This is a genomic window from Nocardia niwae NBRC 108934 = DSM 45340 (assembly GCF_001613465.1).
Classification (GTDB): domain Bacteria; phylum Actinomycetota; class Actinomycetes; order Mycobacteriales; family Mycobacteriaceae; genus Nocardia; species Nocardia niwae.
In genome coordinates this window covers 51,237-67,655 of sequence record NZ_BDCK01000021.1, presented here as the reverse complement: position 1 = coordinate 67,655, position 16,419 = coordinate 51,237, and the positions used below count along the sequence as shown (strand labels likewise).

General features: G+C 72.2%; 6 protein-coding genes. 4 read left to right on the top strand and 2 right to left on the bottom strand.

Going from position 1 to position 16,419, the window contains the following annotated elements; translation table 11 throughout:
* The first annotated feature begins 65 nt into the window (after positions 1-65).
* From NNI01S_RS14075 to NNI01S_RS14060, 4 genes are read left to right on the top strand one after another with little or no spacing between them, the layout of a single operon-like run.
* Positions 66-10,070, top strand: coding sequence for a hybrid fatty acyl-AMP ligase/type I polyketide synthase (locus tag NNI01S_RS14075; protein ID WP_157114785.1), 10,005 nt, complete (start codon positions 66-68; stop codon positions 10,068-10,070).
* Entirely contained in the window at positions 10,067-12,331 is a 2,265-nt protein-coding gene (locus NNI01S_RS14070; RefSeq protein ID WP_245676110.1) for a thioester reductase domain-containing protein, read from the top strand. Before NNI01S_RS14075 ends, NNI01S_RS14070 begins: the two co-directional genes overlap by 4 nt.
* Entirely contained in the window at positions 12,331-13,428 is a 1,098-nt protein-coding gene (locus tag NNI01S_RS14065) for an alpha/beta hydrolase (protein ID WP_063020535.1), read from the top strand. The genes NNI01S_RS14070 and NNI01S_RS14065 overlap by 1 nt, the downstream gene beginning before the upstream one ends.
* Positions 13,425-14,675: a glycosyltransferase gene (locus NNI01S_RS14060; RefSeq protein ID WP_245676109.1), complete on the top strand. Its 1,251-nt coding sequence runs from the start codon at positions 13,425-13,427 to the stop codon at positions 14,673-14,675. Before NNI01S_RS14065 ends, NNI01S_RS14060 begins: the two co-directional genes overlap by 4 nt.
* Here NNI01S_RS14060 and NNI01S_RS14055 read toward each other — a convergent pair.
* Together NNI01S_RS14055 and NNI01S_RS14050 are read right to left on the bottom strand one after the other, a co-directional pair.
* Positions 14,658-15,647: a Gfo/Idh/MocA family protein gene (locus NNI01S_RS14055; RefSeq protein WP_063020534.1), complete on the bottom strand. Its 990-nt coding sequence runs from the start codon at positions 15,645-15,647 to the stop codon at positions 14,658-14,660. The two genes, NNI01S_RS14060 and NNI01S_RS14055, sit on opposite strands and share 18 nt — an antisense overlap.
* A 46-nt stretch (positions 15,648-15,693) precedes the next feature.
* Complete coding sequence (locus tag NNI01S_RS14050) at positions 15,694-16,338, bottom strand: TetR/AcrR family transcriptional regulator (protein ID WP_063020533.1); 645 nt, start codon at positions 16,336-16,338, stop codon at positions 15,694-15,696.
* Positions 16,339-16,419 lie beyond the last annotated feature (81 nt).

The following is a 16,419-nucleotide window of genomic DNA, read 5'->3' as shown; positions in this document are numbered from 1 at the left end:
CGATCGCGGCGTCGTCCGATGCGCGCACGACAACCGTGACAGTCGAGTTCCGAAGGTTGTACCGCATGACCGAATTCCGTTCGTTCGTCGATGTCCTGCTCAGCCGTGGCGAAACCCACACGGGCGAAACGGCCTACCGCTTCCTGCGGTCCGGGGAGTCCGACGGGCCCGTCGACGAGCTCACCTACGCCGCCGTGTCGGCGCGCGCGCAGGCGATCGCCGCCGCCTTGCAGGATCGCGGCATCCGGCGGGCGCTGCTGCTGTATCCGTCCGGACTCGACTTCATCGCAAGCTTTTTCGGCTGCCTGGCCGCGAACGTCGTCGCCGTGCCCGCACCGCTGCCACAGCTGGACGCCCGGTCCCTGCGCCGATTGCGGCACATGGTCACCGACGCGGGCATCGACGCGGTGCTCACCACCGGGCAGGTCCGCGCCGACGCGGCCGCGGCGGTCGAGCAGCTTCCCGAACTGGGCGCACCGGCCTGGCTGGCCACCGACGAGATCCCCGACGACGCGGCGGCCTCGTGGCGCAGGCCCGCCGTCGGCCCGGAATCGGTCGCCTTCCTGCAATACACCTCGGGTTCGACGAGCGCGCCGCGCGGCGTCGTGGTCACCCACGCGAACCTGCTGGACAACGAGCGCGCCATCGCCACGGGACTGGGCCACACGCAGGAGGTGCTGGCGTCGCTCACCGGCGCGTTGTTCGTCAGCTGGCTGCCGATGTACCACGATATGGGGCTCATCGCGCCCGTGTTGCAGACGATGTTCGTCGGGGGGAACGCGGTGCTGTTGTCGCCCAGGCACTTCCTGGAGCGGCCCGAGCGCTGGCCGCAGGCGGTGTCCGCGTTCGGCGCGCACACCAGCGGCGGACCCAACTTCGGCTACGAGCTGTGCCTGCGCCGGATGACCGCCGAGCAGATCGACCGGCTCGACCTGCGGGGCTGGAAGGTGGCGTTCAACGGTTCGGAGACGGTGCGTCCGGCCACCGTGCGCCGGTTCGCCGACACCTTCGCGAGCGCGGGGTTCCGGGCGGAGTCGTTCCAGCCGGTCTATGGTCTGGCCGAGGCGACGCTCATCGTGAGCGCCGCCGAACTCGGCGCGCGGCCGACGGTGATCCTGCCGCCCGGCCGGTCCGAACTGGTCGGCGTGGGGCGTGCGGCCGACGGATTGTCGGTCGTCGTCGTGGACCCCGAACGTCACACCGAGTGCGGCGAGGGCGCCGAAGGCGAGATCTGGGTGTCCGGAAGCAGTGTCGCCGCCGGATATTTCGGCAACGAAGCGGCCACCGCCGAAACCTTCCGCGCCCGGCTCGAGGGTGACGATCGCGCGTTCCTGCGCACCGGGGATCTGGGTTTCCTGTCCGGCGGCGAGCTGTTCGTCACGGGCAGGCGCAAGGATCTGCTGATCATCGACGGCAAGAATCATTACCCGCAGGACCTCGAGCTGACGGCCGAAACGGCGCACGAGACCGTGCGCCCGGGGTGTGTGGCGGCGTTCTCCGTGGACGAGGGCATCGACGGGGAACTGCCCGTCGTCGTCGCGGAGGTGCGCACCGAGGACCCGGCCGAACTCTCCGGCGCCGAGGACGCGATCCGCGCGGCGATCGGCGCCGAGCACGGGCTCACGCTGCGCTCGGTGGTGCTGATCCGGCCCGGCGATCTTCTGAAGACCAGCAGCGGCAAGGTGCAGCGGCAAGCTTGCCGCGCAGCCTATCTCGACGGCGAGTTCTCCCCGGTGCTGCCGGCCGGCGGTGAGTTCGACGAGCTCGGCGCACGGGCCGGCACGTCGCCCGGTGCGGCCATGACCGCCGAAGAATTGCAGAACTGGCTGGTGGAGATCATCGCCCGGTTGGCGTATCTGGATCCCGCGCGAATCGACGTGCATCGTCCGCTGGTCGAATTCGGCCTCGGCTCCGCGGATCTCGTCGAACTCGTCGTGGAGTTGTCCGACGGAGTCGGGCGGACCCTGGACACCAATCTGTTCTTCGAGCACCCGACCATCGCGCAAGTGGTCGCGGCGCTGCACCGCACCGAAGCCGAGACCGCGCCCGTCGCGCCTCAGGAGCACACCGACGACGCCATCGCGATCATCGCGATGGCCTGTCGCTTCCCCGGCGGCGCCGACGATCCGGAATCGCTGTGGCGCATGCTGGACGACGGACGCGACGGGCTGTCGGAGGTGCCGCCGGGGCGCTGGAACGTCGAGGGGCTCTACGATCCGGATCCGGCGGCGGAGGGCAAGGCATACACCTTCCGCGGCGGATACCTCACCCAGGTCGACGAATTCGACGCCGCGTTCTTCGGCATCGGCCCGCGCGAGGCGGCGGTGATGGACCCGCAGCAACGGCTCATGCTCGAACTGAGCTGGGAGGCGATCGAACGATCCGGCCGCGACCCGAGACAGTTGCAGGGCAGTATGACCGGCGTCTACTTCGGCGTGTACAGCACCGGCTATCTCGCCGACCCGGCCCCGCAGCAACTGAACGGGCAGGTGGGCACCGGCCTCTCGCCGAGCGTGGCCTCCGGCCGGGTCGCCTACACGCTGGGCTTCCACGGACCCGCGGTCACGCTCGACACCGCGTGCTCGTCCTCGATCGTCGCCATGCACCTGGCCGCGCAGGGCTTGCGCGCCGGTGAGTGCGATCTCGCTCTGGCCGGTGGCGCGACGCTGCTGATGGGGCCGACCGCGCACGTGGAGCTGTGCAAGCTCGGTGTGCTGTCGCCGTCGGGACGGTGTGCGCCGTTCTCGGCGGGCGCCGACGGCACGGTCTGGGCCGAAGGCGCCGGTCTGGTGTTGCTGAAGCGGCTCGACGACGCCCGGCGCGACGGCGACACCGTACTGGCGGTGTTCCGCGGCTCCGCGATCAACCAGGACGGCCGCAGTCAAGGGATCAGCGCTCCCAACGGGTTCGCGCAGGAGCAGGTCATCAACGCGGCGTTGCGCTCCGCGGGACTGACGCCCGCGGACGTGGATTATGTGGAAGCGCACGGCACCGGCACCGCCCTGGGCGATCCGATCGAAGCGCGGGCGCTGTCCCGGGTCTTCGGGCCCGGCCGGGAGCCGGAGCGTCCGCTGGGGGTGGGCTCGCTGAAATCCAACGTCGGCCACACGCAGGCGGCGGCCGGGATCGGCGGGGTCATCAAGCTGATCCTCGCGCTGCACCACGAGCGGATACCGGGGATGGCCCACGACGGACCGCCGACCGCGCAGATCGATTGGCACGGCAGCGGATTGGCGGTGCGGACCGATTCGGCGCCGTGGCCCCGCGGCGCCCGGCCGCGGCGCGCCGGAGTCAGTGCGTTCGGGCTCAGCGGCACCAACGCCCATCTCATCCTGGAGGAGGCGCCCGCACTCGACGACATCGGCGAGTTCGACGACGCGCCGGAGGACATCCGGGTGGCCCTGCTGCCGATCTCGGCCCGCAACCGGGCCGCGCTGCACGGTCAGGCGCGCCGCCTGCTCGAGCGCGTCACCGCCGACCACGCGTTGACGCCCGCACCGGTATCTCGTTCGTTGGCGATGCAGCGCACTCCGTTCGAATGGCGCGCCGTCGTCGTCGCGGGCGACCGCGAGGACATGCTGTCCGGCCTCGGCGCTCTGGTCGAGCGGCGCGCCGAACCCGATGTCGTGGTCGCCACCGACGCGGCGCTCACCGCGGGCAGGACGGCGTTCGTCTTCCCCGGCCAAGGCGTGCAGTGGGCGGGGATGGCACGCGACATGCTGGCCCGGTCCGAAGTGTTCCGCGCCGAGTTCGCCCGCTGCGACGAAGCGTTCCGCCACCGCACCGGATGGTCGCTTGCCACCGCGCTGTTCGGTCTCACCCCGGAACACCTGGGCGACTTCACCCGCGTGCAACCGCTGCTGTTCGCCACGATGGCCGCGCTCGCGGCCACCTGGCGGGATGTGGGTGTCATCCCGGATGCCGTCATCGGGCACAGCCAAGGCGAGATCGCCGCGGCCTACGTCGCGGGCGCGCTGACTCTCGACGAGGCGGCCCAGGTGGTCGTGGCCCGCAGCCGCTTGATGGCGGACATCGCCGAGGAGGGCGCGATGGCGATGGTCGGGCTGCCCGAGCAGCGGCTCGCGCAGCGCTTGGCCGCCTTCGAGGCGGTGTCGGTCGCGGCGGTCAACATTCCCCGCTCGACGATCGTGGCCGGGGCCCGCGACGCGGTCGAGGCACTGGTGCGGGAATTGGAGGACGACCAGGTCGAGGTGCGGGTGCTGGCCGCGGGACCGGCGCTGGCGGGACATTCGGCTCTGCTGGAACCGATCCGCGAGCGATTGCTGGACGAGCTCGCCGGGTTGAGCGCCGCGGCTCCGGCCGTCGCGTGGTATTCCACCGTGCTGGGCGAGCAACTGACGGACGACTCCGCCGACGGCGGCTACTGGTATCGCAACGCCCGCGAACCGGTCCGGTTCGCCGACACGATCGAGCGCATGATCGGCGACGGGTTCCGGTATTTCGTCGAACTGGGCGTGCATCCGCTGCTGACCACCGCCGTGCGGGCCGTCGCGGAACAGACCGGTCGCGAAGTGGTCGCGGTCGGTTCGCTGGTGCGCGAACAGGACGGGCCGCGCAGCCTGGCCCGCGCCCAGGCCGCGCTCTGGGTGGCGGGCCGCGACCTCGACTGGTCGCGCCTGGTGCCCACACGCGGCGGCGTCGACCTGCCCACCTACGCCTTCGACCGGCGGCGGTTCTGGACCGAATCGGCGTCCGAGGACGCCGCGGCGCTCGGGTTGCAGTCCGCGGGCCATCCGTTCGTCGGCGCCGTTGTGCCGCACCCGGATTCGGGCGGCGTGACGCTCACCGGCCGGATCTCGCTGCGGACCCATCCGTGGCTGGCCGAGCATGCCGCCCCCGGCGCGGTGCTCCTGCCGGGCACCGGCCTGGTGGAATTGGCGATCCGCGCCGGTGACGAGGTGGCCGCGGGCGACGTGCGCGAACTCGTGCTGCACGCCCCGCTGGTGGTTCCGGCGGACGCCGCGGTGCAGATCCAGGTGGTAACCGGGGACGCCGACGCGACCGGCGGCCGCCCCGTCTCGATCCACTCCCGTCTGGAACGGGATCTGGACACCTCGTGGACGTTGCACGCGCGCGGGGTGCTGGCGCAGGCATCAGAAGCCGATGCCGCACATGCCGACACCGCCGTGTGGCCTCCCGCGGGCGCGGCGGCCGTCGACGTGGAAGACCTGTACGCGCGGCTGTCCGAGCGCGGACATCGGTACGGGCCGATGTTCCGGTCGGTGCGCGCGGCGTGGCGGCGCGGCGCGGATGTCTTCGCGGAGGTGACGCTTCCACAATCCGCCCACGCCGACGCCGCGCGGTTCGAGATCCATCCCGCGTTGCTGGACTCCGCACTCCACGCTGCGCTGCTGCTGAACGCGGACGACAGCGATTCGGCGCTGCTGCCGTTCGCTTGGGCCGGGGTGAGCTTGCATGCCTCCGGTGCGACGGCGCTGCGGGTGCGGATCTCGCACGACGGCTCCGACGGGGTGCGCGTCGTCGCGAGCGATCCCAGCGGTCGCCCGGTCGTATCGGTGCGGTCGCTGGTGCTGCGGCCCGCGCCCGCGGCGCAGCTGCTCGACGGAGCACTGTCGGCCGCGCACCGCGCCCTGTTCCGGCCGGAATGGGCGGCCCTCGCGACACCGGCGACGGTCCGGCCGGTCACCGCGGTGCCCTGGTCGGCGCTCGGCCCCGCACACCCCGCGCCCGGCGCGGTGCTCATCGATGTCGCCGAAGGCGATTCGATCGACGCGGTGCACGCGGCGGTGCGGCAGGCGCTGGAGGCGTTGCAGGCGGCACTGGACGATCCGCGCCTGGCGGCGGCGACCATCGTGGTGCGCACCCGCCGGGCGATGGCGCTGCCCGGCGAGGACGTCCCGAACACCGCCGGAGCCGCGGTCTGGGGCCTGGCCCGGGTGGCGCAGTCGGAGAACCCGGACCGCATCGTGCTGGTCGACAGCGCCGACGCCGACCTCGACATCGCGACGGTGCTGTCCTCGGGTGCGACGCAGGTGCTGGTCCGTGACGGCGCCCTGTCCGTCCCGCGACTGGCGCGGCCGCCGATGACGGGGGATGCGCCGCGCCGCCCGGAGTTCGGCGACGGCTACCTGCTCGTCACCGGAGCGCCGGGACGGCTCGGTTCGCTGCTGGCCCGGCATCTGGTGCGCGCCTATGACGTCCGGAAGCTGCTGCTCGTCAGCCGCCGGGGCGCCGACGGCCCCGGCGCGGGCGCATTGCGCGACGAACTGACCGGTCTCGGAGCGGAGGTGGTCTTCGCCCGCTGCGACGTCGCCGATCGCGCCGCGCTGGCCGAGGTGCTGCGCGGACGCACGCTCAGCGGCGTCGTGCACGCCGCGATGGTGCTCGACGACGGCACCTTGGGCTCGCTCACGCCCGAACGGCTCGCGGCGGTGCTGCGCCCGAAGGTCGACGCGGCGCACCACCTGCACGAATTGACCGAGGACATGGACCTGGCCTGCTTCGTGCTGTTCTCTTCCGTCGCGGGCGTTCTCGGCAATCCCGGCCAGGCGAACTACGCCGCCGCAAACGCCTACCTCGACGCCCTGGCCACCCATCGTGTCGCGCGGGGGCGCACCGCGCAGTCGCTGGCGTGGGGCCCGTGGAGCCTGGACATGCACGAGGTGCTGGCGGCGGCCGACATCCGCCGCATGGAACGCTCCGGTATGCGCCCGCTGAGCGCGCAGGACGGCTTGGCCGCGTTCGACGCGGCGCTGCGGCAGCACGAACCGGTGCTGGCGCCGATGCGGATCGACGCCGACGCGCTGCGGCGCGCGCCGTCCGTTCCCCTGCTGCTGCGCGGGCTGACCCGCCCGCCGTCGCGCCGCACCGCCGTCCAGCGCGAGTCCGCCGACCCGTCGGTGCGATCGCGATTCGCCCAGCGGCTGCGCGAATTGCCGCCCGCCGAAGCGACCGCGCTCGCGGTGGACGTGGTGGCGCGCCGGGCTGCCGACGTACTGGGACATACCGGCGCGGACGCCATCACGGCGGATCGGTCGTTCCAAGGGCTGGGCATGGACTCTCTGATGGCGGTGGAACTGCGCAACCGGTTGCGCGAGGACACCGGCATCCTGGTGCCGCTGAGCGAGATCTTCGCCCATCAGAGTCCGGCCGCGCTGGCCGGATACCTCGTCGGCGAGGCAGCTCGCACGGACACCGGTGAGCCCGCCGTGCGTGCGGCGGAGCAGGACGTTCCCGAGGTCCTCTCCCTGCCCGTCACCCGGGACCTGATGCGGCTGCTGCGCACCGCGCAGCAAGGCATTCCGAGTGCCGCCCAGACCGGCGGTCTGGCCATGCGACTGCACCGGGCCGTCGACCACGCCGAACTGGACGCGATCCTCGCCCGCCTCGCCGGGCGCCATGCGGCGCTGCGCACGGCGGTGGTGCCCAGCGACGAGCACGGCACCCGGCTGCAGGTGCGGTCGCGGCCGGGCGGGCCGCTGCTGCGCTGCGCGGACGTCGACCGGCTCGACCACACCGTGGCGCGTGCCCGGTTCCGCGAGCTGATGCGCGAGCCGTTCGACCTCGCGCAGGGGCCGCTGTGGCGGTTCGAGCTGCTGACGTCGGATTCCGGCGAGCAGACGCTGATCTTCGGCGCGCACCACGGCATGTGCGACGTCCAGTCGATGGTGCTGGTCGCCGGGGAGATCGACGCCGAGCTGTCCGGCGCGCCGTACCCGGATACGCTGTCCAACAAGGATATTCACGACATGCTCGCCGCGCAGGCGCCGCAGGCCGAGCCCGATGCCCGGTGGCGCGCGGAGTTCGCGGGCTGCCGCCGCCTCGAGCTCACCCTCGCCCGGCCCCGGCCCGCGCAGCGCACTCACCGTGCCGGAGAAGTACTGCTGCCACTGCCGGCCGGGCTGCAGGATCACGCGGCGCGGCGGGCCCGGGAACTGGGCATCACGCCCGCGGCGCTGTTCCTCGGCACGCTGACCGCGCTGCTGGCCCGGCTGCGGGACACCGATCGCTTCGCGCTGGCCGTCCCGGTGGACACCCGCATCCACGCCGACGCGCCGACGGCCGTCGGCTATTTCGGAGTGCCGGTGCCCTATCCCGCGATCGTCGAGCCCGGCGAGTCGTTCGACGATCTACTGCGCCGGACCGGTGACCGCCTGCGCAGGCTGCTGGTGCCAGGAGCGGGGTTCTCCGACGCGCTCGCCGCGCTCGCCGCGGAGGGCCTGTACCGGGACAACGCGCCGCTGGTGGAGGTGTACTTCAACTACCTGCGGGCCGCCGCGCCGAGCGGGCGCGCGGACATCGTCCCGGTGGGGACCGGGTACTCCGATCTCGATCTCATGGTGGCCGTGCTGGCCGACGCCGGTCAGGTCTGGTTCACCTACAACGCCGACATCATCGACGACGCGACCTGCACCCGTCTCGGGCACGACTACCTCGCGCTGCTCGGTGAGGTGGTCGAGCACGCCGGGCTGCCGGTGCGCCCGCTGTCGCGCGCACCGCGCCGGGACATACCGCCTGGCGTCGCGTTCGGGGCCACCTTCGCGCTGGGCAAGCTGCCGGATCTGTACAGCGCCGCGGCCGCGCATGCCCACGGTGCGGAGGGACCGACCGTGCTCGAAGCGCCCTACCACCACGTCCTGGCCGGACTGCGCGACCCGTCGGGAGTGTTCGTCCAGCCGTCGACCGCGCTGGGCATCGTGCTGGTGCGGGCGGCGGACCTGGAGCGATTCGGCGCCCTCACCGACGACTCGCTCACCGATCTGGCCGCGCAGTATCCCGCCGCCGTCCGGGAAGCGGCCGAGCGCGCCCGGGTGCCGATCATCGTCGGTTTCCTTCCCGCGCCCGCCCTCGATGAACGGCTGGCCCGGTGGGAACGGCTCACCGCCGAGCGGATGCGGGAGATCCCCGGCGTCGCGGTCCTCACCGAGGCCGACTGGACCCGCGAGCACCGGGTGGCGCACCGTTTCGACGAGCGGACCGACGCGCTGGCGCACCTGCCGTTCACCGAGGAGTTCCAGGCCGCGGTGGCGCTGACGCTCGCCGCCGTGGCCCGCGTCGCCCTGCTGCCCGCACCGAAGGTGATCGCCGTGGACGGCGACGACACGCTGTGGAGCGGCGTCGTGGGCGAGATCGGGCCCGAGGGTGTCACTTTCGACGCACCACGGCTCGCGCTGGCGCGGCGGCTGCGGCAATGGCGCGCGGCGGGGACCCTGCTCGTGCTGATCAGCAACAACGACGAGGAATCCGTCCACGCGGTGCTGGACCGACCGGACAGCCCGCTGCGCGCGTCGGATTTCACCGTCGTCTCCACCGGATGGGAGGGCAAGGCCGAGCGGCTCGCGCAGGCCGCACAGGCTCTGCGGCTCGCGCTGGACGACGTGGTCTATCTGGACGACAACCCGGTCGAGATCGCGAAGATGCGCTCCCGCCTGCCGGAAGTCCTCGCGGTGACCTGCCCGCCGGACGATGAACTGGAGGCGTTCCTGACCCGGCTGTGGCCGGTGACGCCGGTGGCGGTGACCGCGGAGGACGCCGAACGGGCGGAGTTCTACCGGCACGAACGCGCACGGGACCTGGCCCGCGAGCAACTGGACTTCGCCCAGTTCCTCGACAGCCTGCACCTGGAGGTGACCGTCGAGCGGCTGACCGACCGGACTCGGGCGCGCGCCGCCCAATTGATCCGGCGGACCAGTCAGTTCGCGATGAGCGCCGACGGCGGGCGGGATGTCGACCACTGGCAGGAGGAAGGCGAGGTGTGGACGGCCGCGGCGCGGGACCGGTTCGGCGACTACGGAATCATCGCCGTGCTGGGCCTGCACGCCGACGGGACCGCGCTGCGGGTGCTCGGCTGGCACCTCAGCTGCCGCGCACTCGGCCGCGGCGTCGAGGAACGCCTGCTGAGCTGGCTGGCGGACCGCGCGGCGGCGCTGGGCTGCGCGACGGTGCGCATGACCGTCCACCGCACCGACCGCAATGTGCCCGCCCGCCGGTTGGCCGCGGCGCTCGGCGGCGGCGACGTCGATGCCGAACGGCTCGAGCCCGAGGTGCCGCTGGATCGCCTGCGGACGTTCCGATCCTGGGCGCAATGATCATGGCCGACAAGGAGTTTCCTGTGCACAGCGCGAACGGCGAGTCCCCGCGAGCGGACCGGCGCGACCTCGCCGAGGCCATCGAGCGCGGCGGCGGCCTGGACGTGGCCGCGTTGCTGGCGCGCGCGGGCGGAGAGGCGCCCACCACGACCGCGGCGACCGAACGTCCCGGGGAATGGGATCTCGATTCGCTCACCGCGGCGGTCACCCAGGTGGCGAACCGATTCACCGCCGAGACCGTCGGGCCGGAAACGGATTTCTTCGACGGCGGTGGCACGTCGGTCGCCGCGGTGCAGTTGGTCGCGACGCTGGCCGGCGAGCTCGGCGTGCAGCTCGACCTGGACGACGTGTTCGCCGACGCCCGTCCGCGCAGGCTGGCCCAGCGCTGGCTGGGCGCCCATCCCGAAGCCGCGCGACCGGTCACGACCGTGGCGGCGCCGGACGCGGTGGACGAGCAGCTCGCGCAGCTCATGTCCGATGTCGCAGGCGCCCACCGGCTCCCCTTCGCCGACCCGCCCGAGCGTGTCGTCCCGCGTCGTGTCCTGCTCACCGGCGCCACCGGCTTCCTCGGCAGTCATCTGCTGCTGGATTTGCTGCGCGGCAGCGACGCTCATGTCGTCTGCCTGATCCGCGCGCAGGACGAGGCGGCCGCCCTCGACCGGCTGGCCGCCGCGCTGAGGCGGTTCCTGCTGCCGTGGTCGGCGGAAGTCCGCAGGCGCGTGACGGTGCTGACCGGCGATCTGCGCGAACCGGATCTCGGCCTGTCCGAAGACCGCTGGGCCACGCTGGCGCAGGACGTCGACGCGATCGTCAATGTCGGCGCCGCGGTCGACTTCCTGCGCGGCTACCGGTCCCTGCGCAGCGGCAACGTCCTCGGCCCGTTGACCCTGGCGCGGCTGGCCGCCACCGGCAGGCCGAAACCGCTGCACCACGTCTCCTCGATCGCGGTGTTCAACGAGCTCGGCATCGCCGCGATGGGCGAGGACGATCCGGTGGCGAACGTCGGCAAACTCGTGATCGGCTACGACCGCACGAAGTGGGCCGCCGAGGCGGTCATGCGGCGGGCACGCGAACACGGCGTCGTCGTCACGGTGCTGCGCCCCGGCGGAATCGGCGGACACCGCGAGACCGGCGCGCACAATCCGCGCGACCTCAACAGCGGCATCATCGCGGCACTGTCGCGGTTCGGCACCGTCCCCGCGTTGCGCAATCTGCATGTCGCCCCGGTGGATTGGGTGAGCAAGGTCGCGGCGGCGATAGTGTGCGCGCCGAGCGCCTGGGGACACAACTACCACCTCACCGGCACGCCGACCACGCTGGAGCAGATGCTCGGCGAGTCGGCGGCGATCGGCCTCGACATGCGGGTGCAGCACTGGGCCGCCTGGTGTGACGAGGTGGTGGAACGAATCCGCACCGAGCCGGTGCCGGAGCTGGAGTCGCTGGCGCAGGTGCTGCAGAGCCACGTCGCGCGCCACCCGCTGGAGACGATGGCCTCCGCTCCCGCCGCGGGCGACGAACGCACCCGGGCTTTCCTGCGCGCCCACAACCTGCCCGAGCCGGTCCGCTACGGCGCCCAGTCGCAACGCAAGACGCTGGAGATGCTCGCGGGCACCGGCCTGGCGCGGCTGCCGCAGCCGGAGGACACACCCTATCTGTGGTTCACCGAGACGCTGGTGGGCACGCTCGGGCCCGTCGACGCGGCCGCGGATACGTCCTGCACGCTGAATCTGCGGCTGTCCATCGCGAGCACCCACCAGCTGGCGGCCGGGCGCACAGTCGATGTGAGCGGCGAGATTCGCTGCGCGCGGCTGCACGACGAACCGCTCACCGTGTCCGGAGTGCTGTCGGTGCGCCCGCACGACGGCATCCCGGTGCGGCACGGCTGGAAGCATCCGCTGATGCACTACCGGCTGTCGCTGCGGGATGCCGAGGGCGGCGCGTGGTGGCTGTCCGGCTACAAGTACGCCGAGGCGCGCCGCACCGTCGTGCGGCAGGCGCGCACGCTGACCGTGGAACTCGGCCGCACCGGCGAACCGGCGAGCCTCAGCGGCGAGGTCGCCGTCCCCCTGGAGACCTACCTGCGCGATCAAATCGACGGCATCCACGTGGATCCGCGCTTGTCCGAGCGGCAGCGGCGGACCGCGAAACTGTTGTGGCTGAGCTGGTTCGGATCCCAGCTCGGCAAGGGCCTGCTGGAACCGGCGCTGCGCGTGGGCACCGAGCTGCTGGATCTGCGCCGGAACGCGAAGGAGTCGCGCTGATGCTCACCCCCATCCGCCCGGGCGCCGCGCCTGCCGTGGAGGAGATCCCGTTCCAGGCCGCCGACGGCATCCGGCTGGGCCTGCGTCGCGTCGTGGTCGACGACTCCGACCGGCCCGCGGTCCTGCTGGTTCACGGCCACGGAGTGTCCTCGGACATGTTCCTGCTACCGGAGATCCGCAACGTCGTCGACACGCTGCTCGACGCGGGATACCAACCGTGGCTGCTGGATTGGCGCGGCAGCTGCCGCCTGCCCTACAACGCCGCCGGGCCACGCTTCAGCTTCGACGACGTGGCGCTCTACGACCTTCCCGGCGCCGTCGAGCAGATCCGCGCGCGCATCGGCGAGCGCCCGCTGTTCGTGGTCGCGCACTGCGTCGGCGCCTTGGCGCTGTCGATGAGCCTGGCCGCGGGACTGATACCAGGCCTCGCCGGCGTGGTGGCCCAAGGAGTCTTCCTCACCCCCAAGGTGAGCAACTCGGTGCGGATGCGTGTGCTCGTGGGCGGCGAACTGCTCGGCTCCCGCGTCCACCACGTCGAGTCGGACTTCCGCAAAGTCGGGCTGTGGTCGCGCAAGACGCTGCTCTACGCCATGCTCACCCGGAAAGGCGAATGCACCGATCCCACCTGCCGGATGGTGCACGGCGGCTGGGGCATGGGTGTGGAGCTGTTCGTGCACGACCATCTCGATCCGCGCACCCACGACCGCCTGGCGGAGCTGTTCGGGCCCATCCCGGTCCACGTGCTTCCGCAGTTGCGGCGCATGGAGCTGGCGCACGCGGTGCAACGCTGGAACGACAACGACGACCGCTACCGCGCGCTCCCGGAGAACGCGCTCGACCACGCCGACCGGATCGATTGCCCGGTGCTGCTGTTGTCGGGCAGCCGCAACGAGGTCTGGCTCGATTCGAACAAGTTGTGCCACGACGTGCTCGGCGCCCGCCATCCCGAGCTGGACGTCCGCTACGTGGAGGTCCCGTCCTACGGTCACCTCGACACCTTCCTCGGTCGCGGCGCAGCCCTGGACGTGTACGGGCACATCCTCGAATTCCTCGACGGCTGCCGGCATCCCGCCCCCCGAGCGCAGGGCGCCTTGTGAGCGAACCGGAGGGCGGCGGCCGCGCGCTGCGCATCGCCATGTTCACGGACTTCCACCCCGCCACCCTCGGTGGGATCCAGACATCGATGCGCGCGCAGCGCACGGCCCTGGAACGGCTGGGGCATCAGGTCACGGTATTCACCATTCCCGCACCGGAATCCACGCCGCCGGACCCCGGTATCGTCGTGCTCGCGACCACGGGCGGAGCGACGGTGAACGGCTATCCGGTCGCCCTGCCCACTCGCAGGAACGCACGCCTCGTCGACGCGGTGTTCGCCGAGCGCGGCTTCGACGTCGTGCACGCGCAGACCACCTACGGCGCGGGCGTCGCCGGGTTGCGCGCCGCACGCCGCCACGGCCTTCCGGTTGTGCAGTCCATGCACAGTCGCGACGACTCGTTCATCGAACGCAATTCCCCGTTCCCCTACCTCGCCGCGCTCACCATGCGCGTGCTGCACGGTGCGTTCGTCGGCCTGCGCAAGACGATGCCGCGCCTGCCGGAAAGCCGCACCGCGCGGCACGCCTGGCGGCCGCTGGTCGCCCAGGCACAGGCCGCGGACCAGGTCGTCGTGCCGACCCGGCATTTCGCCCGGCGGCTGGCCGCGCACGGCGTGGACCGGCCGATCCACGTGGTGTCCAACGGTGTCGACGACGACCTGGTCCGCGCTCTTCCCGAGCGCACCGGCGGGCACGACGCCCGGCTGCGAGTGCTCTGGTGCGGCAGGTTCTCCGCGGAGAAACGGCCGCTGGACGCCGTCGAGGCGGTGCACCGGGCGCCGGGCTGCACCCTCGACATCTACGGTGCGGGAGCGCTGGAGCCGCGCCTGCGCGCGGTGATCGACCGGCTCGGGCTGAGCGACCGGGTCCGGCTGCACGGCGAGGTGAGCCAGGCGGAGTGCCTGACGGCCATGCGTTCCCACGATGTGCTGCTGTTCCCGTCCGCGGGGTGCGACACGCAGGGGATGGTGCTGCTCGAGGCGGTCGCGGTGGGTCTTCCAGTGCTGCACTGCGATCCCGACGTCACCGAAACAGTCCCCGAGGGTGGGGAATTCCGGGCTCGTGATTCCTCGACCGGCGCACTGGCCGAGGCGCTGCGCGTGCTGGCGCAGCAGCCGGACCGGCTCGACGCCATGCGGGACGTCCTGGCCCGCCACGCCGACCGGACATTGCAGTCCCGCTTCACCGAACGCCTGGTGGCGGTCTATGCCGAGGCGATCACCGCCGCCTCGTCAGGACGGTTGCCGTAGCGGCAGTCCCGCGGCGGCATAGATCGCATCGATGACGGTCATCGTCGCGACGGCGTCGTCCGGCGAGGTCGGCACCGGCTCCCCGTGCCGCACCGCCGCGAGGAAGGCGTCGAGCTGGTAGGCGTAGGTGCTGCGGCGCGAAATCTTCTCCGTGCGCCTGCCGCGCTCCGATCGCACCCACAGCCTGCGCGGCAGTTGCGGCGCCACCGGGTTGAGCAACCGCAGTTCACCGCGTTCGCCCACCACGCGTGCGCCGATGCGCAGCACGTCCGACGACCACATCGAGCAGCGCACCCGGCCGGTGTGACCGGACGGGAAACGCAGTTCCGCGCTCATCGCGCGGTCGATGTGCGGGCCGCGCAGCTTCGCGGTGGCCGCGACGACCTCCGGTTCCTCGCCGCCGAACACCCGCGCCATGTGGACCGCGTAGCACCCGGCGTCCATCAGCGCGCCACCGGCGAGCGCGTAGTCGTAGCGGATGTCGGAGAATCGCGGCAGCGGAAAGCACATCGCGGCCTCCACCCGCACCAGCTCGCCGAGTTCACCGGAGGTGATGATCTCCTCGGCGCGCCTGGTCATCGGGTGGTAGCGGTAGTGGAACGCCTCCATCACCACCCGGTCCGACGTCGCCGCCAGCGCCGCGACCTCCCGCGCCTCGGCGGCGTTGGCGGTGAACGGCTTCTCGCACAGCACGTGCTTGCCCGCCTCGACGGCTTCCTTCGTCCACCGCCCGTGCAGGCCGTTCGGCAGCGGGTTGTAGATCGCGTCCACATCGGGCGCGGCGATCAGCGCGGCGTAGCTGTCGAAGACCTGTGCGATGCCGTGGTCGCGCGCGAACGCACGTCCGCGTTCCGGCTCACGCGCGGCCACGGCGGCGACCATCACGCCGGGGTTCGCCCTGGCGGGTCGCACGACAGCGGCGGGGGCGATACGGGCGGCGCCCAGGATGCCGATCCGCAGGGGTTGCGTCATGGGCGCGACTGTAGCAATGAAAGCGCCTGTGCGGCCGGGTGTTCCGTCAAGGCTGGGGAGCGTCGCCGTACACCGTCAACCAGATCGCCCGGCCCAGCGCCTCCGCGAGCGCGTCGTCGCTGACGCCCGAACCGGAGGAGAAGCTGGCGGCTATCGCGCGTTCCACCATCGAGGTCAGCACCACGGCGGTGGCCTGCGGGTCGATCGCCGGGCTGATCCGGCCCGCTGCCCGGTCGGTCTCCAGCCGCGATCGCACCACCCGCACGAACGAGGCGACCCGGCCCCGCCAATACGCGCCGACGTCGCGGTCGTAGGCCGCCACCTCGCTCAGCGCCAGCAGCAGCGATCGGTGCTCGCGGAACCCCGCGATCATGGTCCGCACGGCCGCCACCACACCCGCCTGCCGTCCGGTGTGCTCGGCGCTCCACCAGCGCTCGGCGGCCTCGAACAGATCCGCCGTGGCCAATTCGGCCATGCGGATCAGCAGCCGGCTCTTGTCCGGGAAATACCGGTAGAACGTCGACCGCGCCGACTGCGATGCGGCGGCGATCCGGTGCACGGCGATCTCGGTGTAGGGCGTGCCGTCGGCGAGTAGCTCCTCCACGGCGGCCAGGACGCGTCGCTCGAACTCCGCGCGCCGATCGTCGACCGGTTTGCGTGCGTTTCTGGGGACACGGGTCAGCGAGGGCATCCGGCTCCTCTCTGCGGCTCCGGGCCGCTTGCTCGGCTGTGCCGGGTGGGTACGTCCTCCCATTCTGCCGACACGGCACCG

What these genes read in the sequence shown, in the direction of transcription:
- NNI01S_RS14075 (WP_157114785.1), top strand. Translation starts at nt 66, where the DNA reads ATGACCGAATTCCGTTCGTTCGTCGATGTCCTGCTCAGCCGTGGCGAA.
- NNI01S_RS14070 (WP_245676110.1), top strand. Translation starts at nt 10,067, where the DNA reads ATGATCATGGCCGACAAGGAGTTTCCTGTGCACAGCGCGAACGGCGAG.
- NNI01S_RS14065 (WP_063020535.1), top strand. Translation starts at nt 12,331, where the DNA reads ATGCTCACCCCCATCCGCCCGGGCGCCGCGCCTGCCGTGGAGGAGATC.
- NNI01S_RS14055 (WP_063020534.1), bottom strand. Translation starts at nt 15,647, where the DNA reads ATGACGCAACCCCTGCGGATCGGCATCCTGGGCGCCGCCCGTATCGCC.
- NNI01S_RS14050 (WP_063020533.1), bottom strand. Translation starts at nt 16,338, where the DNA reads ATGCCCTCGCTGACCCGTGTCCCCAGAAACGCACGCAAACCGGTCGAC.